This is a genomic window from Streptosporangium sp. CA-115845 (assembly GCF_050943795.1).
Taxonomy (GTDB): domain Bacteria; phylum Actinomycetota; class Actinomycetes; order Streptosporangiales; family Streptosporangiaceae; genus Streptosporangium.
The window spans coordinates 1,657,035-1,675,200 of sequence record NZ_CP191988.1 but is presented as its reverse complement, the minus strand read 5'-3'; the positions used below and the strand labels follow the sequence as shown (position 1 = coordinate 1,675,200).

At 70.4% G+C, this 18,166-nt stretch carries 15 protein-coding genes; 12 read left to right on the top strand and 3 right to left on the bottom strand.

All coding sequences use genetic code 11. The features are described from left to right. The first annotated feature begins 25 nt into the window (after positions 1-25). Positions 26-202, top strand: a complete 177-nt coding sequence (locus ACQP0P_RS09985) for a hypothetical protein (RefSeq protein WP_169750083.1) — start codon at positions 26-28, stop codon at positions 200-202. Between the two features lie 256 nt (positions 203-458). After that, the gene (locus ACQP0P_RS09980; RefSeq protein ID WP_433373912.1) at positions 459-1,916 is read left to right on the top strand and encodes a flavin-containing monooxygenase; all 1,458 of its coding nucleotides are present in this window, start codon (positions 459-461) and stop codon (positions 1,914-1,916) included. 61 nt (positions 1,917-1,977) lie between these two features. On the opposite strand, the gene ACQP0P_RS09975 is transcribed toward ACQP0P_RS09980, so the two are convergent. Then, entirely contained in the window at positions 1,978-3,633 is a 1,656-nt protein-coding gene (locus ACQP0P_RS09975; protein WP_433373909.1) for a gamma-glutamyltransferase family protein, read from the bottom strand. A gap of 302 nt (positions 3,634-3,935) precedes the next feature. On the opposite strand from ACQP0P_RS09975, the gene ACQP0P_RS09970 reads away from it, so the two are divergent. From ACQP0P_RS09970 to ACQP0P_RS09945, 6 genes are all read left to right on the top strand, one after another. Further along, positions 3,936-5,063: a sensor histidine kinase gene (locus ACQP0P_RS09970; protein ID WP_433373906.1), complete on the top strand. Its 1,128-nt coding sequence runs from the start codon at positions 3,936-3,938 to the stop codon at positions 5,061-5,063. Continuing rightward, positions 5,060-5,707, top strand: a complete 648-nt coding sequence (locus tag ACQP0P_RS09965) for a response regulator transcription factor (protein WP_433373903.1) — start codon at positions 5,060-5,062, stop codon at positions 5,705-5,707. The genes ACQP0P_RS09970 and ACQP0P_RS09965 overlap by 4 nt, the downstream gene beginning before the upstream one ends. 93 nt (positions 5,708-5,800) lie before the next feature. Beyond that, on the top strand, positions 5,801-6,010 hold the full coding sequence (locus ACQP0P_RS09960) for a hypothetical protein (RefSeq protein ID WP_433373900.1): 210 nt from the start codon (positions 5,801-5,803) through the stop codon (positions 6,008-6,010). A 19-nt stretch (positions 6,011-6,029) separates the two neighbouring features. Beyond that, complete coding sequence (locus tag ACQP0P_RS09955; protein ID WP_433373897.1) at positions 6,030-6,356, top strand: Uma2 family endonuclease; 327 nt, start codon at positions 6,030-6,032, stop codon at positions 6,354-6,356. 213 nt (positions 6,357-6,569) lie between these two features. Further along, positions 6,570-7,688 carry an urease accessory protein UreH domain-containing protein gene (locus tag ACQP0P_RS09950; RefSeq protein ID WP_433373895.1) on the top strand — a complete coding sequence of 373 codons (1,119 nt, stop codon included), beginning with the start codon at positions 6,570-6,572 and terminating at the stop codon, positions 7,686-7,688. A 99-nt stretch (positions 7,689-7,787) separates the two neighbouring features. Next, a complete protein-coding gene (locus ACQP0P_RS09945) occupies positions 7,788-9,200 on the top strand; it encodes a tetratricopeptide repeat protein (RefSeq protein WP_433373892.1) in 1,413 nt (470 codons plus the stop codon). Positions 9,201-9,270: 70 nt separating this feature from the next. On the opposite strand, the gene ald is transcribed toward ACQP0P_RS09945, so the two are convergent. Together ald and ACQP0P_RS09935 are read right to left on the bottom strand one after the other, a co-directional pair. Continuing rightward, on the bottom strand, positions 9,271-10,386 hold the full coding sequence (gene ald, locus ACQP0P_RS09940) for an alanine dehydrogenase (RefSeq protein ID WP_433373889.1): 1,116 nt from the start codon (positions 10,384-10,386) through the stop codon (positions 9,271-9,273). Between the two features lie 71 nt (positions 10,387-10,457). Then, a complete protein-coding gene (locus ACQP0P_RS09935) occupies positions 10,458-11,852 on the bottom strand; it encodes an aspartate aminotransferase family protein (RefSeq protein ID WP_433373886.1) in 1,395 nt (464 codons plus the stop codon). A gap of 292 nt (positions 11,853-12,144) precedes the next feature. On the opposite strand from ACQP0P_RS09935, the gene ACQP0P_RS09930 reads away from it, so the two are divergent. From ACQP0P_RS09930 to ACQP0P_RS09915, 4 genes are all read left to right on the top strand, one after another. Beyond that, the gene (locus ACQP0P_RS09930; RefSeq protein ID WP_433373883.1) at positions 12,145-13,491 is read left to right on the top strand and encodes a M20/M25/M40 family metallo-hydrolase; all 1,347 of its coding nucleotides are present in this window, start codon (positions 12,145-12,147) and stop codon (positions 13,489-13,491) included. A 155-nt stretch (positions 13,492-13,646) separates the two neighbouring features. Further along, positions 13,647-15,440 carry a substrate-binding domain-containing protein gene (locus ACQP0P_RS09925; RefSeq protein ID WP_433373880.1) on the top strand — a complete coding sequence of 598 codons (1,794 nt, stop codon included), beginning with the start codon at positions 13,647-13,649 and terminating at the stop codon, positions 15,438-15,440. Positions 15,441-15,607: 167 nt separating this feature from the next. Then, the gene (locus ACQP0P_RS09920; protein WP_433373877.1) at positions 15,608-17,431 is read left to right on the top strand and encodes a substrate-binding and VWA domain-containing protein; all 1,824 of its coding nucleotides are present in this window, start codon (positions 15,608-15,610) and stop codon (positions 17,429-17,431) included. After that, a complete protein-coding gene (locus ACQP0P_RS09915) occupies positions 17,431-18,162 on the top strand; it encodes a hypothetical protein (RefSeq protein WP_433373874.1) in 732 nt (243 codons plus the stop codon). Before ACQP0P_RS09920 ends, ACQP0P_RS09915 begins: the two co-directional genes overlap by 1 nt. Positions 18,163-18,166: the final 4 nt, after the last annotated feature.

Here is an 18,166-nt window from a genome sequence, read left to right as displayed (position 1 = left end):
ATCCAATATCGCTAAAGTCATCCCCATGTCTGATCCTCAGCAGATTGACCCCGCGGGCAACACCCAGGCGTTCCGCGCGTTCGCCCAGCGCAAGGACCCGGAGGCCGCCCCCGAGAAGCGGTCGCTCGCTCTGCCGATCACGGCGGCCGTGGTGGTCGCGGTGCTGGTCATCGTCGTTGTGGCCGCATACCTGCTGCTCTAACAGCCGAACAGTCCGGAGCGCCGACGGCATCGCCCTCGGCGCTTTTCGCGTTCCCTGACGACGGAAACGTGCCGACCGGCCGGTGTGAGGAGGCTCACCGCGCCACGCGTATGGACGGCGCGACCACCTCTCATTAAATTAGACATGAAATCTAATAGCAACGAGCACGGAACGCTCTCATCGCCGCGGCCGGAACCGGCGGAGAGCCCGTGCCGCCCGAGAGGTCGCCGACGGCAGAGGTCAGCAAGGAGATCGTATGAGCACGCATCCCGGGATCACGATCATTGGCACCGGCTTCGCCGGACTGGGCATGGCGATCAAGCTCAAGGAAGCCGGATACCACGATTTCGTCATCCTGGAGAAGGCCGGCGACCTGGGCGGGACCTGGCGGGACAACACCTACCCCGGCTGCGCCTGCGACGTCCCCTCGCACATGTACTCCTTCTCGTACGAGCTCAACCCCGGCTGGTCGCGGATGTTCGCACCCCAGGCCGAGATCTGGGACTACCTGCGCGCCTGCGTCGACAAGTACGGCCTGGCGGAGCACCTGCGGTTCGGCAAGGAGGTCGTCGGGCTGGAGTACGACGACACGACCCGCGACTGGCGGGTGAGCGTCGCCGGAGAGGCGCCGTTCACCACCAACGCCGTGATCTCGGGCATCGGCGCGCTGCACGTGCCCTCGCTGCCCGCGATCCCCGGCCGCGAGAACTTCGCGGGCGTCTCCTTCCACTCGGCGGAGTGGGACCACTCGGTGGACCTGACCGGCAAGCGGGTCGCGGTCATCGGCACCGGCGCCTCGGCCATCCAGTTCGTCCCGCAGATCGCCGGGAAGGTCTCCCGCCTCCACCTCTTCCAGCGCACGCCTCCCTGGATCCACCCCAGGCCCGACTTCCCCTTCTCCTCCCGGGCGAAGCGGATCCTCGGCCTGCCCGGCGCCGCCAGGGCGCTGCGCAACTCGATCTACTGGGTGCTGGAGACCCGCGCGCTGGGCTTCGCCGTCGACCCGCGGCTGATGAAGGTCCACGAGAGGATGGCCCTGAGCCACCTCGCCAAGCAGGTCCCCGACCCGGCGCTGCGCGCCAGGCTCACCCCCGACTACACGATCGGCTGCAAGCGCATCCTGATCTCCAACGACTACTACCCGGCACTGGGCAGGGAGAACGTCGAGCTGATCACCGAAGGGGTACGGGAGATCAGGGAGAACTCGATCATCGACTCCACCGGCAGGGAGATCGAGGTCGACGTGATCGTCTACGGCACCGGCTTCAAGGTCGTCGAGGCGCTGGACGAGCAGCGGATCATCGGCAGGAACGGCAGGAAGATCCAGGAGGCCTGGCAGGACGGCGTGGAGGCCTACTACGGCATCACCGCCGCCGGGTTCCCGAACCTGTTCTTCCTGCTCGGCCCCAACACCGGCCTGGGTCACAACTCGGTCGTCTTCATGATCGAATCCCAGGTCCGGTACGTTCTCGACTGCCTGCGCCTGCTGTCGAGGACGAAGGCCAGGGCCCTCGACGTACGCCCCGAGGCGCAGCGCGACTACAACGACCGCCTCCAGGGGCGCCTGAACCACCTGGTCTGGAACGAGGGCGGCTGCCGGAGCTGGTATCTCGACGAGCACGGCGTCAACAGGACGATCTGGCCGGGCTTCACCTTCGAGTACTGGGCACGCACCCGGAGGCTGAGGCCGGAGGCCTACGAACTCATTCCCTGACCGATCCGGCGGCGCGGCCGAGGCCGCGCCGCCGGGCGTCCGCGAGTACCGCCGCGAGAGGCTATCCTCGCTCGTTCACCACCAGCGCGCTGCCACCGCCGCGCCGGGTCGGTTCCGCCACCGCCTGGAGCCTCCCGTGCCGCAGGAACTCGACGGCCGTGGCCGCGCCGATCTCGGGGTTCAGCACGAGGCTGTGCCCCTGGCGCGTGAGCTCGGCGCCGTAGCGATCGATGAACGCCTGCTCGGCCTGGGTCTGGGCGGTGTTGCGCTGCGTGGCCCGGGGGGCGGCGAGCGCCTCGGGCAGCGACATGCCGAAGTCCCAGCGGTTGACCAGGATCTGCAGCACCGTGGTGATGATCGTCGAGCCGCCGGGGGACCCCAGCGCGAGCAGCGGCCGGTCATCGTGCAGGACGATCGTCGGCGCCATCGAGGAGCGGGGGCGCTTGCCCGGCGCGGGCAGGTTCGGGTCGCCGGGGGCGGGCCCGAAGGTGAAGTCGGTCAGCTCGTTGTTGAGCAGGAAGCCCCTGCCGGGGACGACGATGCCGTTGCCGCCGGTCGACTCGATGGTGATGTTGTAGGCGACCACGTTGCCCCACCGGTCCACGACCACCAGGTGCGTGGTCTCCGGCCCCTCCGGCGCCGTCTCGACACCCTTGACGGACGGCGCCGCCTGACATGGCCCGTACATCCCGTCGGGGTCGCCGGGCGCGGCCGGATGCGGCATCGCCCGCTCGCCGATCAGGCAGGCGCGCTCCTTGGCGAACCCGTCGGAGAGCAGTTCCTTCAGCGGGACGCCGGGGATGTCCCCGACGTACCTGCCCCGGTCGGCGAAGGCGAGCCTGGACGCCTCCAGGTACTCGTGCTCGCCGACCTCGGGCAGGGCCTCAAGGATGTTGAGCGCCTCGCCGACCGTCGAGCCTCCCGAGGACGGCGGCGCCATGCCGTACACGTCCATGCCCTTGTACGTCATCTTCGTGGGCGGCCGTTCGAGCGCCCGGTACGCCTTCAGGTCGGACAGTTCCATCAGCCCCGGCCGCACGTTACGGGTGGATCCGGGGGTGACCGGCGGTCTCTTGACCGTGGCCACGACCTCGGCGCCGAGAGCGCCGCCGTACAGCCACTCCCCGCCCAGCCTGCCGAGCCTGCGGTAGGTGTCGGCCAGCTCGGGGTTGCGGAAGGTGGAGCCGACCGGCGGCGGGGCGCCGCCCGGCAGGTAGAGCTTGGCCGTGGAGGTGAAGTCCTTGAAGCGGGCGGCGTTGGCGGCGGTCTGGTCGTAGAAGGTCTGGTCGACCTTGAACCCCTTGGTGGCGACGTCGGTCGCGGGTTTCAGCGCCTGGCGCAGCGAGAGCGTGCCGAACCTGCGCAGCGCCAGCTCCCACTGGGCCACGCTGCCGGGCACCCCCGCCGAAAGTCCGCTGGTCACGGCCTCGTCGAACGGGATGCCCGCCAGGGAGTCCGGGCCCATCGCCATCGGCGCGGCCTCCCGGCCGTCGATGGTGTGGACCTTCTTACGGCGCGCGTCGTAGTAGACGATGAACCCTCCGCCGGCCAGACCTGCCGAGTAGGGCTCGGTCACGCCCAGGGTGGCGGCCGCGGCGACCGCGGCGTCCATGGCGTTGCCGCCCTCGCGCAACACGCCCAGCGCGGCCTTGCTGGCGTCGAGGTCGACGGTCGAGACCGCACCACCGGACCCCTCCGCGACGGGTTTCTTCTCCATCTGCGACACCGGTGGAGACACCGCGGACGGGGACAGCACGGATGGGGACAGCACGGATGGGGACAGCACGGATGGGGACAGTGCGGGTGGAGACGCCAGCGCGGGCTGGACAAGCAGTAAGGAACTTCCCACCAGGATCCCCGCCAGGGGGGTGATGCGACGACTGATCATGATGACCTCCCGCAGACAGCTTGACTCAGCCGGTGCGCCTTGTCAGCCCCTTCCCTAACCCAAGGGATGTAGTGCCACATACCTCACTCAATGGACGTAACCGCTGCGGAAGCACACGTACAGTGCTGAGCGTGCGTGCCAAATCCCGCTGGATCGACCTCCTCCTCCCGCTGTTCGTGGGGGCTCTCCAGGTCGTGGGCACCCACAGCGTGCAGTGGTGGCAGGTCCACGACACCGGCATGCTCCGCGTCCCGCTCGATCCGCCGGGCTACGCGCTGCTGCTGGCCGGGCCGCTGGCCCTGGCCGTCCGGCGCCGCCACCCGACGCTCAGCGTGGCCGTCGCGGTGGGCTCGACCCTGCTCTTCATCGCCCTCGGCTACGCCTACGGCCCGGTCTTCCTCAGCCCGATCATCGCGTTCTATCTCGCCGTGGTCGGCGGCCACCGGCGGGCGGCGTGGCCGCTGTGGGGCCTGGCCTACCTGTTCTTCGTGGTCTACACGTCCTGGTTCGCCCCGGCGCTCTCTCCCGGCTGGTTCCACAATCTCGCGATGGCCGCGCTGATGGGCCTGGTACTGGCGGTGGCGGAGTTCTCCCGGGCCAGGAACGAGCGGCAGGCCGAGCACGAACGGGTGGAGCGGGAGGAGGTGCGGCGGCAGGCCAGCGAGGAGCGGCTGACCATGGCGCAGGAGTTGCACGACGTGCTCGCGCACAACATCTCCCTCATCCACGTCCAGGCCTCCACCGCGCTGCACCTCATCGAGGACCACCCCGAGCAGGCACGGACCGCGCTCACCACGATCAAGCAGGCGTCCAAGGACGTGCTGACCGAGATGCGCTCGGTGCTCAACGTGCTCCGCGACGGTGCGCCCCGTTCCCCGACCGCCGGTCTGGACCGGCTCGACGAACTCATCGAGCGCAGTGGGCTGCCGGCCGTCAAGAACGTCACCGGCGAGGTCAGGCCGCTGCCTCCCGGGGTCGACCGGGCCGGTTACCGCATCGTTCAGGAAGCCCTGACCAACGTCACCAGGCACGCCCCGGGCGCCTCGGTCACGGTCGCCCTCGACTACGGCCCCCGCGCGCTGACCCTCCGGGTCACCGACTCGGGCGGCAACGCCCCCGGAGAGAGTCTCGGCAGCGGCAACGGCGTCCCCGGCATGCGGGAACGGGCCTCGGCCCTCGGGGGAACGCTGACCGCCGCACATCATGGAAGGGGCTTCCGCGTCAAGGCCCGGCTGCCGATCCCGGAGGAGTCCGAATGATCAAGATTGTCCTCGCCGACGACCAGGCCCTCGTCAGGGCCGGGTTCCGGGCCCTGCTGGACGCGCAGCCGGGGATGACCGTGGTGGCCGAGGCCGGCGATGGGGCCCAGGCCCTGCGGCTGGCCGCCGAGCACCAGCCGGACGTGGTCCTGATGGACATCCGGATGCCCGGCATGGACGGGCTGACCGCCACCAGGGAGATGCCTCCCGGGCCGAAGATCATCATCTTGACCACCTTCGAACTCGACGAGTACGTCTTCGAGGCCCTCCGCAACGGCGCCAGCGGCTTCCTGGTCAAGGACACCGAACCGGCCGAGCTCATCCAGGCCGTCCGGGTGGTGGCCGGAGGCGACGCGCTGCTCTCCCCCAGCGTGACCCGCCGCCTGATCGCCGAGTACGCCAGCCGCGCCAAGGAGCCGCACCGCGGCCGCGATCTCGACCTGCTCACCGACCGGGAACGCGAGGTCCTCACCCTGGTCGGCACCGGGATGACCAACGACGAGATCGCCGGCAAGCTCTTCATGAGCCCCGCCACCGCCAAGACCCACGTCAGCCGGACCATGATGAAACTCCATGCCCGCGACCGCGCCCAGCTCGTCGTCATCGCCTACGAATCCGGCCTCGTCCGCCCCGGCTGGGTCTGACGGCTCAGATCCCGGTAAAGGCTCCCGCCCGCTCGACCCACTTGCGATACTCAACGTGTTCATCGGAACACGAAGGGACATATCTTCATGGTCATGACATCGCGACGGAGCCACGCCCACCTGCGCCCCTCCCCCGAGACCTCGTCCCAGCCCCTGCCAGGTACGGCGCGCGAGCTCTTCGACGCGCTCCCGCAGCTCCCCGGGCTGCGGACCGAGATCATCGACGGGAGACTGATAGCGAGCCCAGTGGGCACCCCCGAGCACGCCAGGATCGCGATGCGTCTGTATCGACGGCCCCCGTGACCCCGTCGAGCCCGATTTCGTGCCGGCCCAGGTCGACTGCCCGCACTGGGGAGCCCGTGAGCTGCTCTCCTCCGGCCTGCTCATGGTGGCCGAGATCGTGTCGCCGGGAAGCGTCACCGACGATCGCGACCGTAAGCCCGGCATCTACGCCTCCGGCGGCGTCCCGGTGATGCTTCTCATCGACCCCGTGGCCACCCCCGCCACCGTGACGGTCCTCAGCGACCCCAAGGAGGGGGGGTACCGGACCTCCACCCGGGTCGAGATGGGCTCGCGCCTGCACATTCCCGAGCCCGTCGACTTCACCCTCGACACATCGATCTTCGCGGACGCCCAGGGCACCGTGTGACGGACGGCAGGGATCGGCTCGGGGGTCGCGTCCCCGGCGGCAGGAAACGGGACGTCCGGTAAGAGCGATATAAGCGCTGGGTAAGGAATTATCACTGTCGGTTGACCTCCGGCGGGATTAGGTTTACTCCGTGGGGATCTGGAGTGGTACCGGAGACGTCCGCTGAGCGCGGGGGCGGCCACGCTGTTCGCCGGAGGGCTCGCCGCGGGCCTGGTGGCGGGCACCACCTCGTGCGCGGCCGTGCAGGGCGGCCTGCTCACCGGACTCTCCTCCGGTGGCCGATCGGCCTGCTCCGGCGGGCGTGGCGGGCTCGCCTCGGGGCCTTCGAACCCCGCGAAGCCGTCGAACCTGGCGGCCGTCGCGCTCTTCCTGGCCGGCCGCACCGGCTCCCACGTGGCGGCCGGGGCACTGCTCGGACTGGCGGGGTCCGCCGTACAGCTGGGTCCCCAGCTCAGGGCCGCACTGCTCGTCGCCGCCGGGATCGCGGTCATGATCTTCGGAATCCGCACGTTCGGCCGGGAGCGGGACCGCGACCCCGGACCGGGCGGGCACGGCTGCGAACACCCGCCGGAAAGCGGCGAGCCGGACGGGGCACACGAACCCGGCGGGGCCGCGGACGGGCGCGGCGCCGTCTCCCAGATCACCACTCCCGCACCCAAGGCGGTGACGCCGGGCGCGGCGACGATCCTGTCCCGGCGCGGCGCCGTCTCCCGGATCACCGCTCCCGCGCCCAGGGCGGTGGCGCTGGGCGCGGCGACGATCCTGCTGCCGTGCGGGGTGACGCTCAGCATCGAGATGGTGGCGGTGTCCACCGGGTCGGCGTCGGGTGGGGCCGCGGTGATGGCGGGGTTCGTGGCCGGGACGGCACCGGCGTTCGCACTGCTCGGACTCGTCCTACGGCGGGCCGCCGCCACCAGGCTGGCGGCGCTGGCGGGGGTCGTCGCGCTGGCGGCGGGCCTGTGGACCGTCTCCTCGGGACTGCGCCTGGGAGGCTGGCTCCCCGGATCCGGCGGCCCGGCGCTGGCGGCGGGCCATCCCGCGCCGGCGACGGACGACCCGGCGGGAGCGGCCACGCGCGCCGGCGGCGGGCAGCGGATCGAGATCTGGGCCACCCGCGGCGGCTACCGTCCCGGCGTGGTGACCGCCCGCGCTGGAGTGCCCACCGAACTCGTCTTCCACCTCGGGGGCGATCCCGGCTGCACCCGGACGCTCACCATCGACGGCCGCGACGTGGCGCTCCCCGCCACCGTGCGGCTCGGCGCACGGGACGCGGGTTCCCTGCGTTACAGCTGCTCGATGGGAATGTACGTGGGGTTCGTGAAATTCGTCTGAGCCGGACGCGAGACGGAACTCCAGGATTACCCTTCGCGATCGAGCGGTTACATGGCACCCTGTGACCTGTCGGCTGCGTGCCGTCGGCAAGGAGGGGACATGGGGTGGTGGCCTGACGACCCGGAGGCGAGCGCGGGGCTGATACCCACCCCCCGGAGCACTGAGCACGAGAACGACACGGACGGCGAGACGGAGCTGCTGCTCTCCGCGCACGGCGGTGACGTGCAGGCCGCTCACCTGCTCGGCCGCCACTTCGCGCAGCAGGGCGACCGCTCGGCGGCGCGGCACTGGTGGGAGCGCGCGGCGGCCGCGGGCAACCTCGACAGCGCCTACAACCTGGGCGTCTGGCACGAGAGGCACGGCACCCCCGCGGAGGCCGCGAGGTGGTACGAGCTGGCGGCCGACGCCGGCGACGTCGAGGCCGCGGTGAACCTGGCGACGCTCCTGCTCGACCAGCACGGCGACGCCCCGGCTGCCCGGCGGTGGTACGAGACGGCGGCCAGGGCGGGCTCCCGGGCCGCGGCCAGGAGGCTCGCGCTGCTCTGCGAGGACGCCGGCGAGACGAAGTCCGCCGGGGAGTGGCATCGCAGGGCCGCGATGGACGGTGATCTGGCCTCGGCCCACGACCTGGGGTTCCTCGCCTACACCTCCGGCGAGGACGACGAGACGCTGCGCTGGTGGGAGCTGGCCGCCCGGGGCGGTCACGCCGACGCGGCCTACCACCTCGGCCTTTTCCTGCAGGCCAACCGCGATCCGGAGGGGGCGAAGGCGTTCTACCGGCTGGCCGCCAGGAACGAGCACCCCGGAGCCGCGTCCCAGCTCGGCGGGATCGCGCTCTCCCTCGGCGACCTGCGCACCGCTCGCGCCTGGTTCGAACGGGCCGCCTGCACCGGCAGAATCGACGACCAGCGGACCGCGGGGTTCGTGTGCGTGGAGATGAGCGACGCGCGGGGGGCCGGCCACTGGTTCAGCCGGGCCGCGGCGGGTGGCGATCCGGAGGCCGCTTTCAATTTCGGCCTGCTGCTCATCGCCGAGCACAGTGACCTGCGGGGCGGGCAGCACTGGTTCCGTCAGGCGGCACAGGCCGGGCATCACAGGGCCGCGGTCGAGCTGGCCGCGCTGCTGTCGGCCGCGGGTTTCTCCCGTGAGGCGGAGCGATGGCTCGCCGATCCGCCGTCCCCGCTCTGGGATCGGAGCACCGAGCCCGAACTCGTCGCCCGCGCCGAGCTGGCCGCGGCCGCCGTGGCCCGGCGGGGCGGCACCCCGCTGCGGATCGGCGACCTGACCGAGCTCCTCGGCACCTGGGATCTCGTCACCCGGCCACTGCGCGACCACACGGACGTCACGGCCTGGCTGACCGAGCGGAGCGGGCTGCCGCCGGACGCGATCGAGCATCTGGCGTCCATCCGGGCCGCGCTGCTCCGCCCCGGCGGTGCTCCCTGGCCGGCCCCGGCGGAGGTCGAACAGGCCCTGGTCACCGCCCGTGCCCTGCGCTCCGGCTGGTCCCCATGACCGATAAGGCGACCGATGCGGCGCGGCCCGCGTCCCAACCGGGTGGGACACGGGCCGCGCGACACCCGGCTCAGGCGGCGATGACCTCGGAGACCGGTACGTAGGGCAGGTCGAGGGCGATGGCGACCTGCTCGTTGGTGAGCCGCCCCGCGTGGGTGTTGAGGCCCAGCGCGAGGGGGGCGTCCTGCTTGAGCGCGTCCTTCCAGCCGAGGTCGGCCAGCTTGACCGCGTAGGGCAACGTGGCGTTGGTCAGCGCGTAGGTGGAGGTGTTGGCGACCGAGCCCGGCATGTTGGCCACGCAGTAGAAGACCGAGTCGTGGACCCGGTAGGTCGGCTCGGCGTGCGTGGTCGGCCGGGAGTCCTCGAAACAGCCGCCCTGGTCGATGGCGATGTCGACGAGCACGGAACCCGGCCTCATGGAGGAGACCAGCTCGTTGGAGACGAGGGTCGGGGCCTTGGCACCGGGGATCAGCACGGCCCCGATGACCAGGTCGGCCGCCAGGACCTCCTTCTCGATCGCGTACGAGGTCGAGACGAGGGTCTTGAGACGGCCCTGGTAGATGGCGTCGACGAAGCGCAGGCGGTCGATGTTGAGGTCGAGGACCGTGACATCCGCCCCCATGCCGACCGCGATCTGCGCGGCGTTGAGCCCGGCCACCCCGGCGCCGATGACGACGACCTTGGCGGGTGCCACGCCCGGCACGCCACCGGGCAGCACGCCGCGCCCGCCGTTGAACCGCATCAGGTTGTAGGCGCCGACCTGCGGGGCCAGGCGGCCCGCGACCTCGGACATCGGGGCGAGCAGCGGCAGGGTGTTGCCGACCTGGACCGTCTCGTACGCGATGGCGGTGACCTGCCGCTCCAGCAGGGCGTCGGCGCACTCGCGGCCGGCCGCGAGGTGCAGGTAGGTGAAGAGCACCTGGCCGGGGCGCATGCGGTGGTACTCCTCCGCGATGGGCTCCTTCACCTTGAGGATCATCTCCGCCTGGCCCCACACCTCGTCGGCGGCGTCCAGGATCTTGGCTCCGGCGGAGCGATACTCCTCGTCACCGAGGTGCGAGCCGACGCCCGCACCACGCTGCACATAGACATCGTGGCCGTGCCGGACAAGCTCGTACACACCTGCCGGGGTCGCGGCGACCCGGTACTCGTGGTTCTTGACCTCGGCAGGTACGCCGATCCTCATGGGGGGTTCCTTTCGGGGTTTCAACGGGATGTCATGGTGAGCCTCGGTGAACCGTGCGCGGCCGCTCGCGCTCAGAGCCGGCTCCACGCCTCCGTCAGCACCGAGCGGAGGATGGACTCGATCTCGTCGAACTCCCTGGGACCGCAGATGAGCGGCGGGGCGAGCTGGATGACCGGGTCGCCCCGGTCGTCGGCGCGGCAGTAAAGGCCCGCCTCGTACAGGGCGCCGGAGAGGAAGCCCCTGATGAGACGTTCCGACTCCTCGGTGTTGAAGGTCTCCTTGGTGGCCTTGTCCTTGACGAGCTCGACGCCCCAGAAGTAGCCGGAACCACGCACGTCGCCGACGATCGGCAGGTCGCGGAGGCGCTCCAGGGTGGAGCGGAAGACCGGCTCGTTGCGGGTGACATGACCGAGCAGGTCCTCCCGCTCGAACAGGTCGAGGTTGGCCAGCGCGACGGCCGAGGAGACCGGGTGGCCACCGAAGGTGTAACCGTGGGCGAACATCTCGGTACCGTTCTTGAACGGCTCGAAGAGGCGATCGGAGGCGATCATGGCGCCGATCGGCGAGTAGCCGCTGGTCATGCCCTTGGCGCAGGTGATGATGTCCGGGACGTAGTCGAACTTCTGCCCGCCGAACATGGTGCCGAGGCGGCCGAAGGCACAGATGACCTCGTCCGAGACGAGCAGGACGTCGTATTCGTCGCAGATCTCACGGAGGCGCTGGAAGTATCCGGGCGGCGGCGGGAAGCAGCCACCGGCGTTCTGCACCGGCTCGACGAAGACGGCGGCCACGGTGTCGGGGCCCTCCATCTCGATGGCGCGGGCGACGCGCTCGGCGGCCCAGTAGCCGTACTGCTCCGGGGTCATGCCGGGCACGCCGGTGATCTCGTCGGCGCGGTAGTGGTTGGTGTTGGGCACCCGGACCGAGCCGGGGACCAGCGGCTCGAACATCTGCTTGAAGGCGGGGATGCCGGTGATCGACAGGGCGCCCTGCGGGGTGCCGTGGTAGGCGATCTGGCGGCTGATGACCTTGTGCTTGAGCGGCCTGCCGGTCAGCTTGAAGTACTGCTTGGCGAGCTTCCACGCGCTCTCGACGGCCTCGCCGCCGCCGGTGGTGAAGAAGACCCGGTTGAGGTCGCCGGGGGTCTCGGCGGCGAGGCGCTGGGCCAGCTCGACCGCCTTGGGGTGCGCGTACGACCAGAGCGGGAAGAACGCCAGCTCCTGGGCCTGCTTGGCGGCGGCCTCGGCCAGCTCGCTGCGGCCGTGTCCCGCCTGGACCACGAAGAGCCCGGCGAGGCCGTCAAGGTAGCGCTTGCCGTGCACGTCGTAGATGTAGGAGCCCTCACCCCTCACGATCATCGGCACCTCGGCGCCCTCATACGAGCTGTGCCGGGTGAAGTGCATCCACAGGTTGTCCTGTGCCGCCTTCATGAGTGAGGTCACGTCGGTGTTTTCAGGGTGCTTCATCGCGATCTTCCCTCGTTTAGCTGAGCTCTCCACAGTCTGCCTGCCAGAACCGCTCTTGCCAAGTGAAAACGTGGCATTGAAGTGTTTAGAGCGTCGAAATCCGCAAAACATATATGCAACAACGACGAAATCCGTCATCGGGCGACGGTGGCTGACAACGGCGCCCGAATCTTACCCAACCCCCTGTTCCACTTGGCGGAACCCTGGTAAGCCGACGCCACGTGCGAGTGCCTCCGCACCGGCGGCTGTGATCCAATAGGACGGACCAGATATTCAGATGCGAGGGAAAGTCGTGACTCCTGACGAGATCGAGAACGCCGTCACCGCCGGTCTGCCCCAGGCGATCGCGGACCTCAAGAGGCTCGTCGCCATCCCCTCCGTGGCCTTCCCCGGCCACCCGGAGGAGCCTGTGCACGCGGCCGCCGCGCTGACCGAGGAACTACTGCGGAGCACCGGCCTGCCCCGCGTCCGGCAGATCCCCGTCGAGGGGAGCTTCCCCGCCGTCTACGCCGAGGCCCCCGCTCCGCCCGGCGCGCCGACCGTCCTGTTGTACGCGCACTACGACGTGCAGCCCACGGGTGACCTCGCGCTCTGGCGCACCCCGCCCTTCGAGCCGACGGAGATCGACGGCGCGATCCACGGTCGCGGCGCGGCCGATGACAAGTCGGGGGTCATCTCCCATGTCGCGGCGCTCCGCACCTTCCAGGGCCGCTTCCCGGTCGGCGTCAAGGTCATCATCGAGGGCCAGGAGGAGTACGCCGGCGAGCGCCTGGAGTCCTTCGTCGAGCGCAACCCCGAACTGTTCCGCGCCGACGCGATCGTGGTCGCCGACACCGGTAACCCCCGGGTGGGCGATCCGTCGGTGACGACCTCGCTGCGCGGCATGGGCGCCTTCACCATCGAGGTGCGCACCCTCAAGGAGTCGTTGCACAGCGGCTCGTTCGGCGGCGCCGCCCCGGATGCCCTCGCGGCGCTGATCCGGATGCTCGCCACCCTGCACGACGACCACGGCGACATCCGCGTCCCCGGCCTGCCGCGCGGCAGCTTCCTCGGCTCCGGCCCGTCGGAGGAGGACTTCCGGTCCACCGCGGGCGTGCTCGACGGCGTCTCCACCATCGGCTCGGGCTCACTGGCCGACCGCCTGTGGGCCTCGTACGCGATCACGGTCACCGGCCTGGACGTGCCGCCGGTCTCCGGCGCCGTCAACGCGGTCCAGGCTGTCGCCAGGGCCCGGGTGACGGTACGGGTGCCCCCGGCCGGCGACCCGAAGACAACGATCGAGGCGGTCGTCGACTTCCTGCGGCAGGTCGCGCCCTGGGGCGTCCAGGTGGACGTCGGCGACTACACCATGGGCTCCGGCTACCTCGCCGACACCGGTGGCGCGGCCCGCTCCGCACTGAACCGGGCGATGGAACGCGCCTTCGGCCGTCCGCCGCGCGACGTCGGCGCCGGTGGCTCGATCCCGCTCGTCTCCACCTTCGCCAGGCAGTTCCCCGCCGCCGCGATCCTGCTCTTCGGCGCCGAGGACGACGACGCGGCGATCCACGCCCCCAACGAGCGGGTGAACATTGAGGAACTCCGCCGCACCGCCACCGCCGAGGCGCTCTTCCTCCAGGAGTACGGCTCCGCGACGACCTGATCGCCCGAAGACCCCGGCACGACACCAAGAGGTGCGTGCCGGGCCTTTTTCCCGCCGGGGCTTTCCCCGCCGGCGCGACAGCGGCCGGGCGACCACCTCGGGATCCGGGGCGATACCGTCCGGCGAAAAATCGCCATTGGTCGTACGATCAACTCGTGGTCTACTCCCCCGCAAGACCCCGCCGGCGTGTCCTGCCGTACCTGCTCGCCGTGGTGCTCGCCATCGCTCTGATCGCCGGGCTGCGCTGGTACTTCAGCGGTGGCCCGGAGGACGAGCCGAACGGGCCCAGCGCCTGTTCCGGGGAGTCGACGCAGATCAGGGTGGCGTCCTCGCAGGACAAGATCTGGATCCTGCGAGAGGTCGCGAAGGACTACAGCGGCCGTACCGTGGCCGGGCGCTGCGCCGACGTGGTCATCGACGAGGCCAACTCCGGTACCGCGATGCGGGCGCTGGCCAAGGGGTGGGACGAGAAGACCGACGGCAGCCGGCCGGACGTCTGGTCCCCCGCCGCGTCGGCGTGGGTGACGCTGCTGCGCCAGCAGGCCTCCAACACCGACGGCACCGTACCCGTCGCCGACGGCAGACCGAGCCCGATCGTCACCGCGCCCCTGGTCTTCGCGATGCCCAAGCCGATGGCCCAGGCGCTGGGCTGGCCCGGCAGGGCGATCGGCTGGTCAGAGCTGGCCGAGCTGGCGGCCGCCCCGCGGGGGTGGGCGAAGTACGGCCACCCCGAGTGGGGCCGGTTCAAGCTGGGCAAGACCAACCCCAACTTCTCCACCAGCGGCCTGAACGCCACCATCGGCGCCTACTTCGCCGCCACCGGCACCACCTCGGACCTGACGGCCCGTGACGTGGCCGACCCGAAGACCCGGCGCTTCGTCCAGGGGGTGGAGCAGTCGATCGTGCACTACGGCGACATCTCCATGACGTTCCTGGGCAACCTGCTGCGCGCGGACGACCGGGGCGAGTCGATGGCCTACATCTCCGCGATCACCATCGAGGAGAACTCGGTCACCGACTACAACCGGGGCAACCCCTCGGGCAACCCGGCCACCCTGGGCCGGCACGCCCCGCCGCGCACCCCGCTGGTAGCGGTCAACCCCAAGGAGGGCACGCTCTACTCCGACCACCCCTACGTGCCGCTGACCTGGATGGACGCGGCCAAGAAGGCGGTCGCCGACGACTTTTTGAGCTACCTGCACAGCCCCGAGGCACAGGCGAGGTTCCAGGCGTACGGCTACCGCTCCTTCGAGGGAAAGCCTGGCCCGCAGGCCACCGAGCAGAACGGCGTCATCCCCGACGCCAAGATCACCACGCTGAGCCCACCCACCCCTGTCGTCCTGGACAAGGTCCTGCAGAGCTGGTCGGAGCTGCGCAAGAGGGCCAACGTGCTGATCGTGGTGGACAAGTCCGGCTCGATGGAGGAGGAGGCGTCCGGCACCGGCGAGACCCGCCTGGAACTGGCCAAGAAGGCGGCGATCAACGCGCTGCCCCAGTTCCGGGGGGATGACAAGGTCGGCCTGTGGGCCTTCTCCACCGCGCAGGACGGCGAGAAGGACTATCTGGAACTGGTCCCGATCGACAGGGTGTCAAGGATCGGTGGCGCTCTCCGCGACCAGTTGAACAGGCTGAGCGCCGGGGGTGGAACCGGGCTGTACGACACCACGCTGGCGGCCGTCGAACGGATGCGCGGCGCCAAGGACGAGGGGGCGATCAACGCGGTGGTCTTCCTCACCGACGGCAAGAACGAGAAGAACGGCGGCAGTGATCTGGACAACCTGCTCGGCAGGCTCAACCCGGAGGTGCGGCTGTTCACCATCGGATACGGCGAGGGCGCGGACCAGGGGGTGCTCAAGCGGATCGCCGAGGCCACCGACGGGGCCGCCTACGACTCGTCCCGGGCGGACACCATCGACCAGGTCTTCACCAGCGTGATCTCCAACTTCTGACCGCTACGACTTCCGGTCTCGAAGACCTCTGAGCGTGGAGACCTCTGAGGATGGAGACCTCCGGGCGTGGAGACCTCTGAGGGTGGAGAACGAAGACTTTTGACCGTGGAGAACTCCGAAGGCGGTTCATTCGTCGGACAAGTACCGACATCCCCCAGGAGGCAGGGTTGTACCAGCAGCCGCAGCGACGGCGTAGGAACTTCGCCCCGTTCATCGTCGCGATCATTCTCGCCGGAGCTCTGATCGTCGCCCTGAGGATCTTCGTCGGTGCGAACGAACCCGGAGGATCGGGCACGTCGGAGGCCGGCGAGCGGCCCAAGGCGTGCGACGACGGCGTCACCCTGACCGTCGCCGCCTCGTCGGAGAAGGCCGAGCTGCTCAGGAAGATCGCCTCCGGCTACAGCGGCAGGACCGTGGAAGGGCGCTGCGCCGACGTCGTCATCGAGACCAAGGCGAGCGGTGGCGCGTTGCAGGCCCTGGCCAGGGGCTGGGACGAGCGGCAGGACGGCCCCCGCCCCGACGTGTGGTCCCCCGCCAGCAGCGGCTGGGTCACCCTGCTCCAGCAGCGCGTCGCGGGAAAGGACGCCGGCTCCCTGGTCGCCGCCGAGAACCCGTCGATCGCCAAGACGCCCCTGGTCGTGGCGATGCCCATGCCGATGGCCCAGGCGCTGGGCTGGCCGGACAAGAAGCTCGGCTGGTCGGACCTGCTCGCCGTGTCGGCCGGGTCGTGGGCGAAGTACGGTCACCCCGAGTGGGGCCGGTTCAAGCTGGGCAAGACCAACCCCAACTTCTCCACCAGCGGCCTGAACGCCACGGTCGGCGCCTACTTCGCGGCGACCGGCCTGTCCGGCGACCTGTCGGAGAAGAACGTGGCCGACGCCAGGACCAGGGACTTCGTACGGGACGTGGAGCGTTCGATCGTGCACTACGGCGACACGACGCTGACGTTCCTGTCCAACCTCCAGCGGGCCGACGACGCGGGCGCGGGCCTGAGCTACATCTCCGCGGTGGCGGTGGAGGAGAAGTCGGTCTGGGACTACAACCAGGGCAACCCGACCGGTGACCCCGCGACGCTGGGCAAGCACGCCAAGCCCAAGGTGCCGCTGGTGGCGATCTACCCCAAGGAGGGCACGCTCTACTCCGACAACCCGTACGCGGTGCTGACCGCCTCGTGGGTCGACGACGCCAAGCGGGCGGTGGCGGCCGACTTCCTGACGCACCTGCAGGCCCCCGAGCAGCAGGCGCGGTTCGCCGAGTTCGCCTTCCGCTCCTACGACGGCAAGGCGGGCAAACTGATCACCCAGGCGAACGGGCTGCTGCCCGCCGAGCCGAAGACGACCCTCAGCCCGCCCGCGCCGAACGTGCTCGACAAGGTGCTCACCAGCTGGGCCGACCTGCGCAAGCCCGCGAACGTCCTCATGGTCATCGACGTCTCCGGCTCGATGGGCGCCACCGTGCCCGGCACCGGAAAGAGCAAGCTCGACCTGGCCAAGCAGGCTGCGATCAACGCGCTGCCCCAGTTCGCCTCGCACGACAGGGTCGGGCTGTGGATGTTCTCCACCAGGCGTGACGGCGACAAGGACCACCTGGAGCTGGCCTCGCTCTCCGCCGTCGACGACGCCCAGCGCAAGAAGCTGCGCGCCAGGCTTGAGGGCCTGACCCCCGACGGCGGCACCGGCCTGTACGACACCGCCCTCGCCGCCCACCAGCAGGTACGGAAGCTGCGGAACGGTGACGCGATCAACGCGGTGGTCTTCCTGACCGACGGCAAGAACGAGGACCCCGACAGCCTCTCCCTGGAGAACCTGCTGCCTGAACTGCGCACCGAACCCGGCCAGGAGACGGTACGGATGTTCACCATCGCCTACGGCCAGGACGCCGACCTCGACGTGCTGCGCGAGATCTCCGAGGCGACCAGCGCCGCCGCGTATGACTCTCGCAAACCTGGAAGTATCGACCAGGTGTTCACCGCAGTGGTATCCAACTTCTGATGGCACGCTTCGTCGACGAACTCAAGGACCCATGGGGCCTGCTGCTGGCCGCGACCGCCGGCGGCGCCGCGTGGGCCGTCAGCGTGCATCCGGTCGCCGCCGGGTTCGTCGGCGTCGTCGTCTGGCTGGCCAAGGCCGGGATCTCGGCGTTACCGGAGCGCGGGAGCCGCGACCGGCCCGCCGTCACCTCCGGCAGTCAGGAGGAGTACTGGCTGAGACGGGCGGGATCCGCCGCCTACGGCTTCGCCGAGCTGAGCGCCTCGATGGGGCAGGGCCCGCTGGCCGAGCGGATCGCGCTGATGCGCCCCCAGGTGGACGACTCGACGGCCACCCTGGAGCGGCTGGCCGAGCAGGCCTCGCTCACCGGCACCGCGCTGGCCAGGTTCGACCTCGACAAGCTCGGCCACGAGCAGGCCCGGCTGACCCGAGCCCGCGCGGAGGCCAGGAAGGACCTGGTCGCGGACCTCGACCGGGCCCTCGCCTCGCTGGCCTCCCAGCGGGCCGTGGTCGACCGGCTCACCTCGGCCCGCGAGCAGGTGCTCGCCCGGATGGAGTCGAGCGCCATCAGCATCGAGGAGCTCCTCGCCCGCGTGGTGGAGCTGTCGGCGGTGTCGGCGAACGGCCGGCTGGAGCCGACCCGGGTGCTGGACGAGCTCGCCGACGCCCTCGAAGGAGTCCGCCAGGGCCTCCACGAAACCGAGCAGATCACCCGCGACGCGCTGGATCGATAAGGAG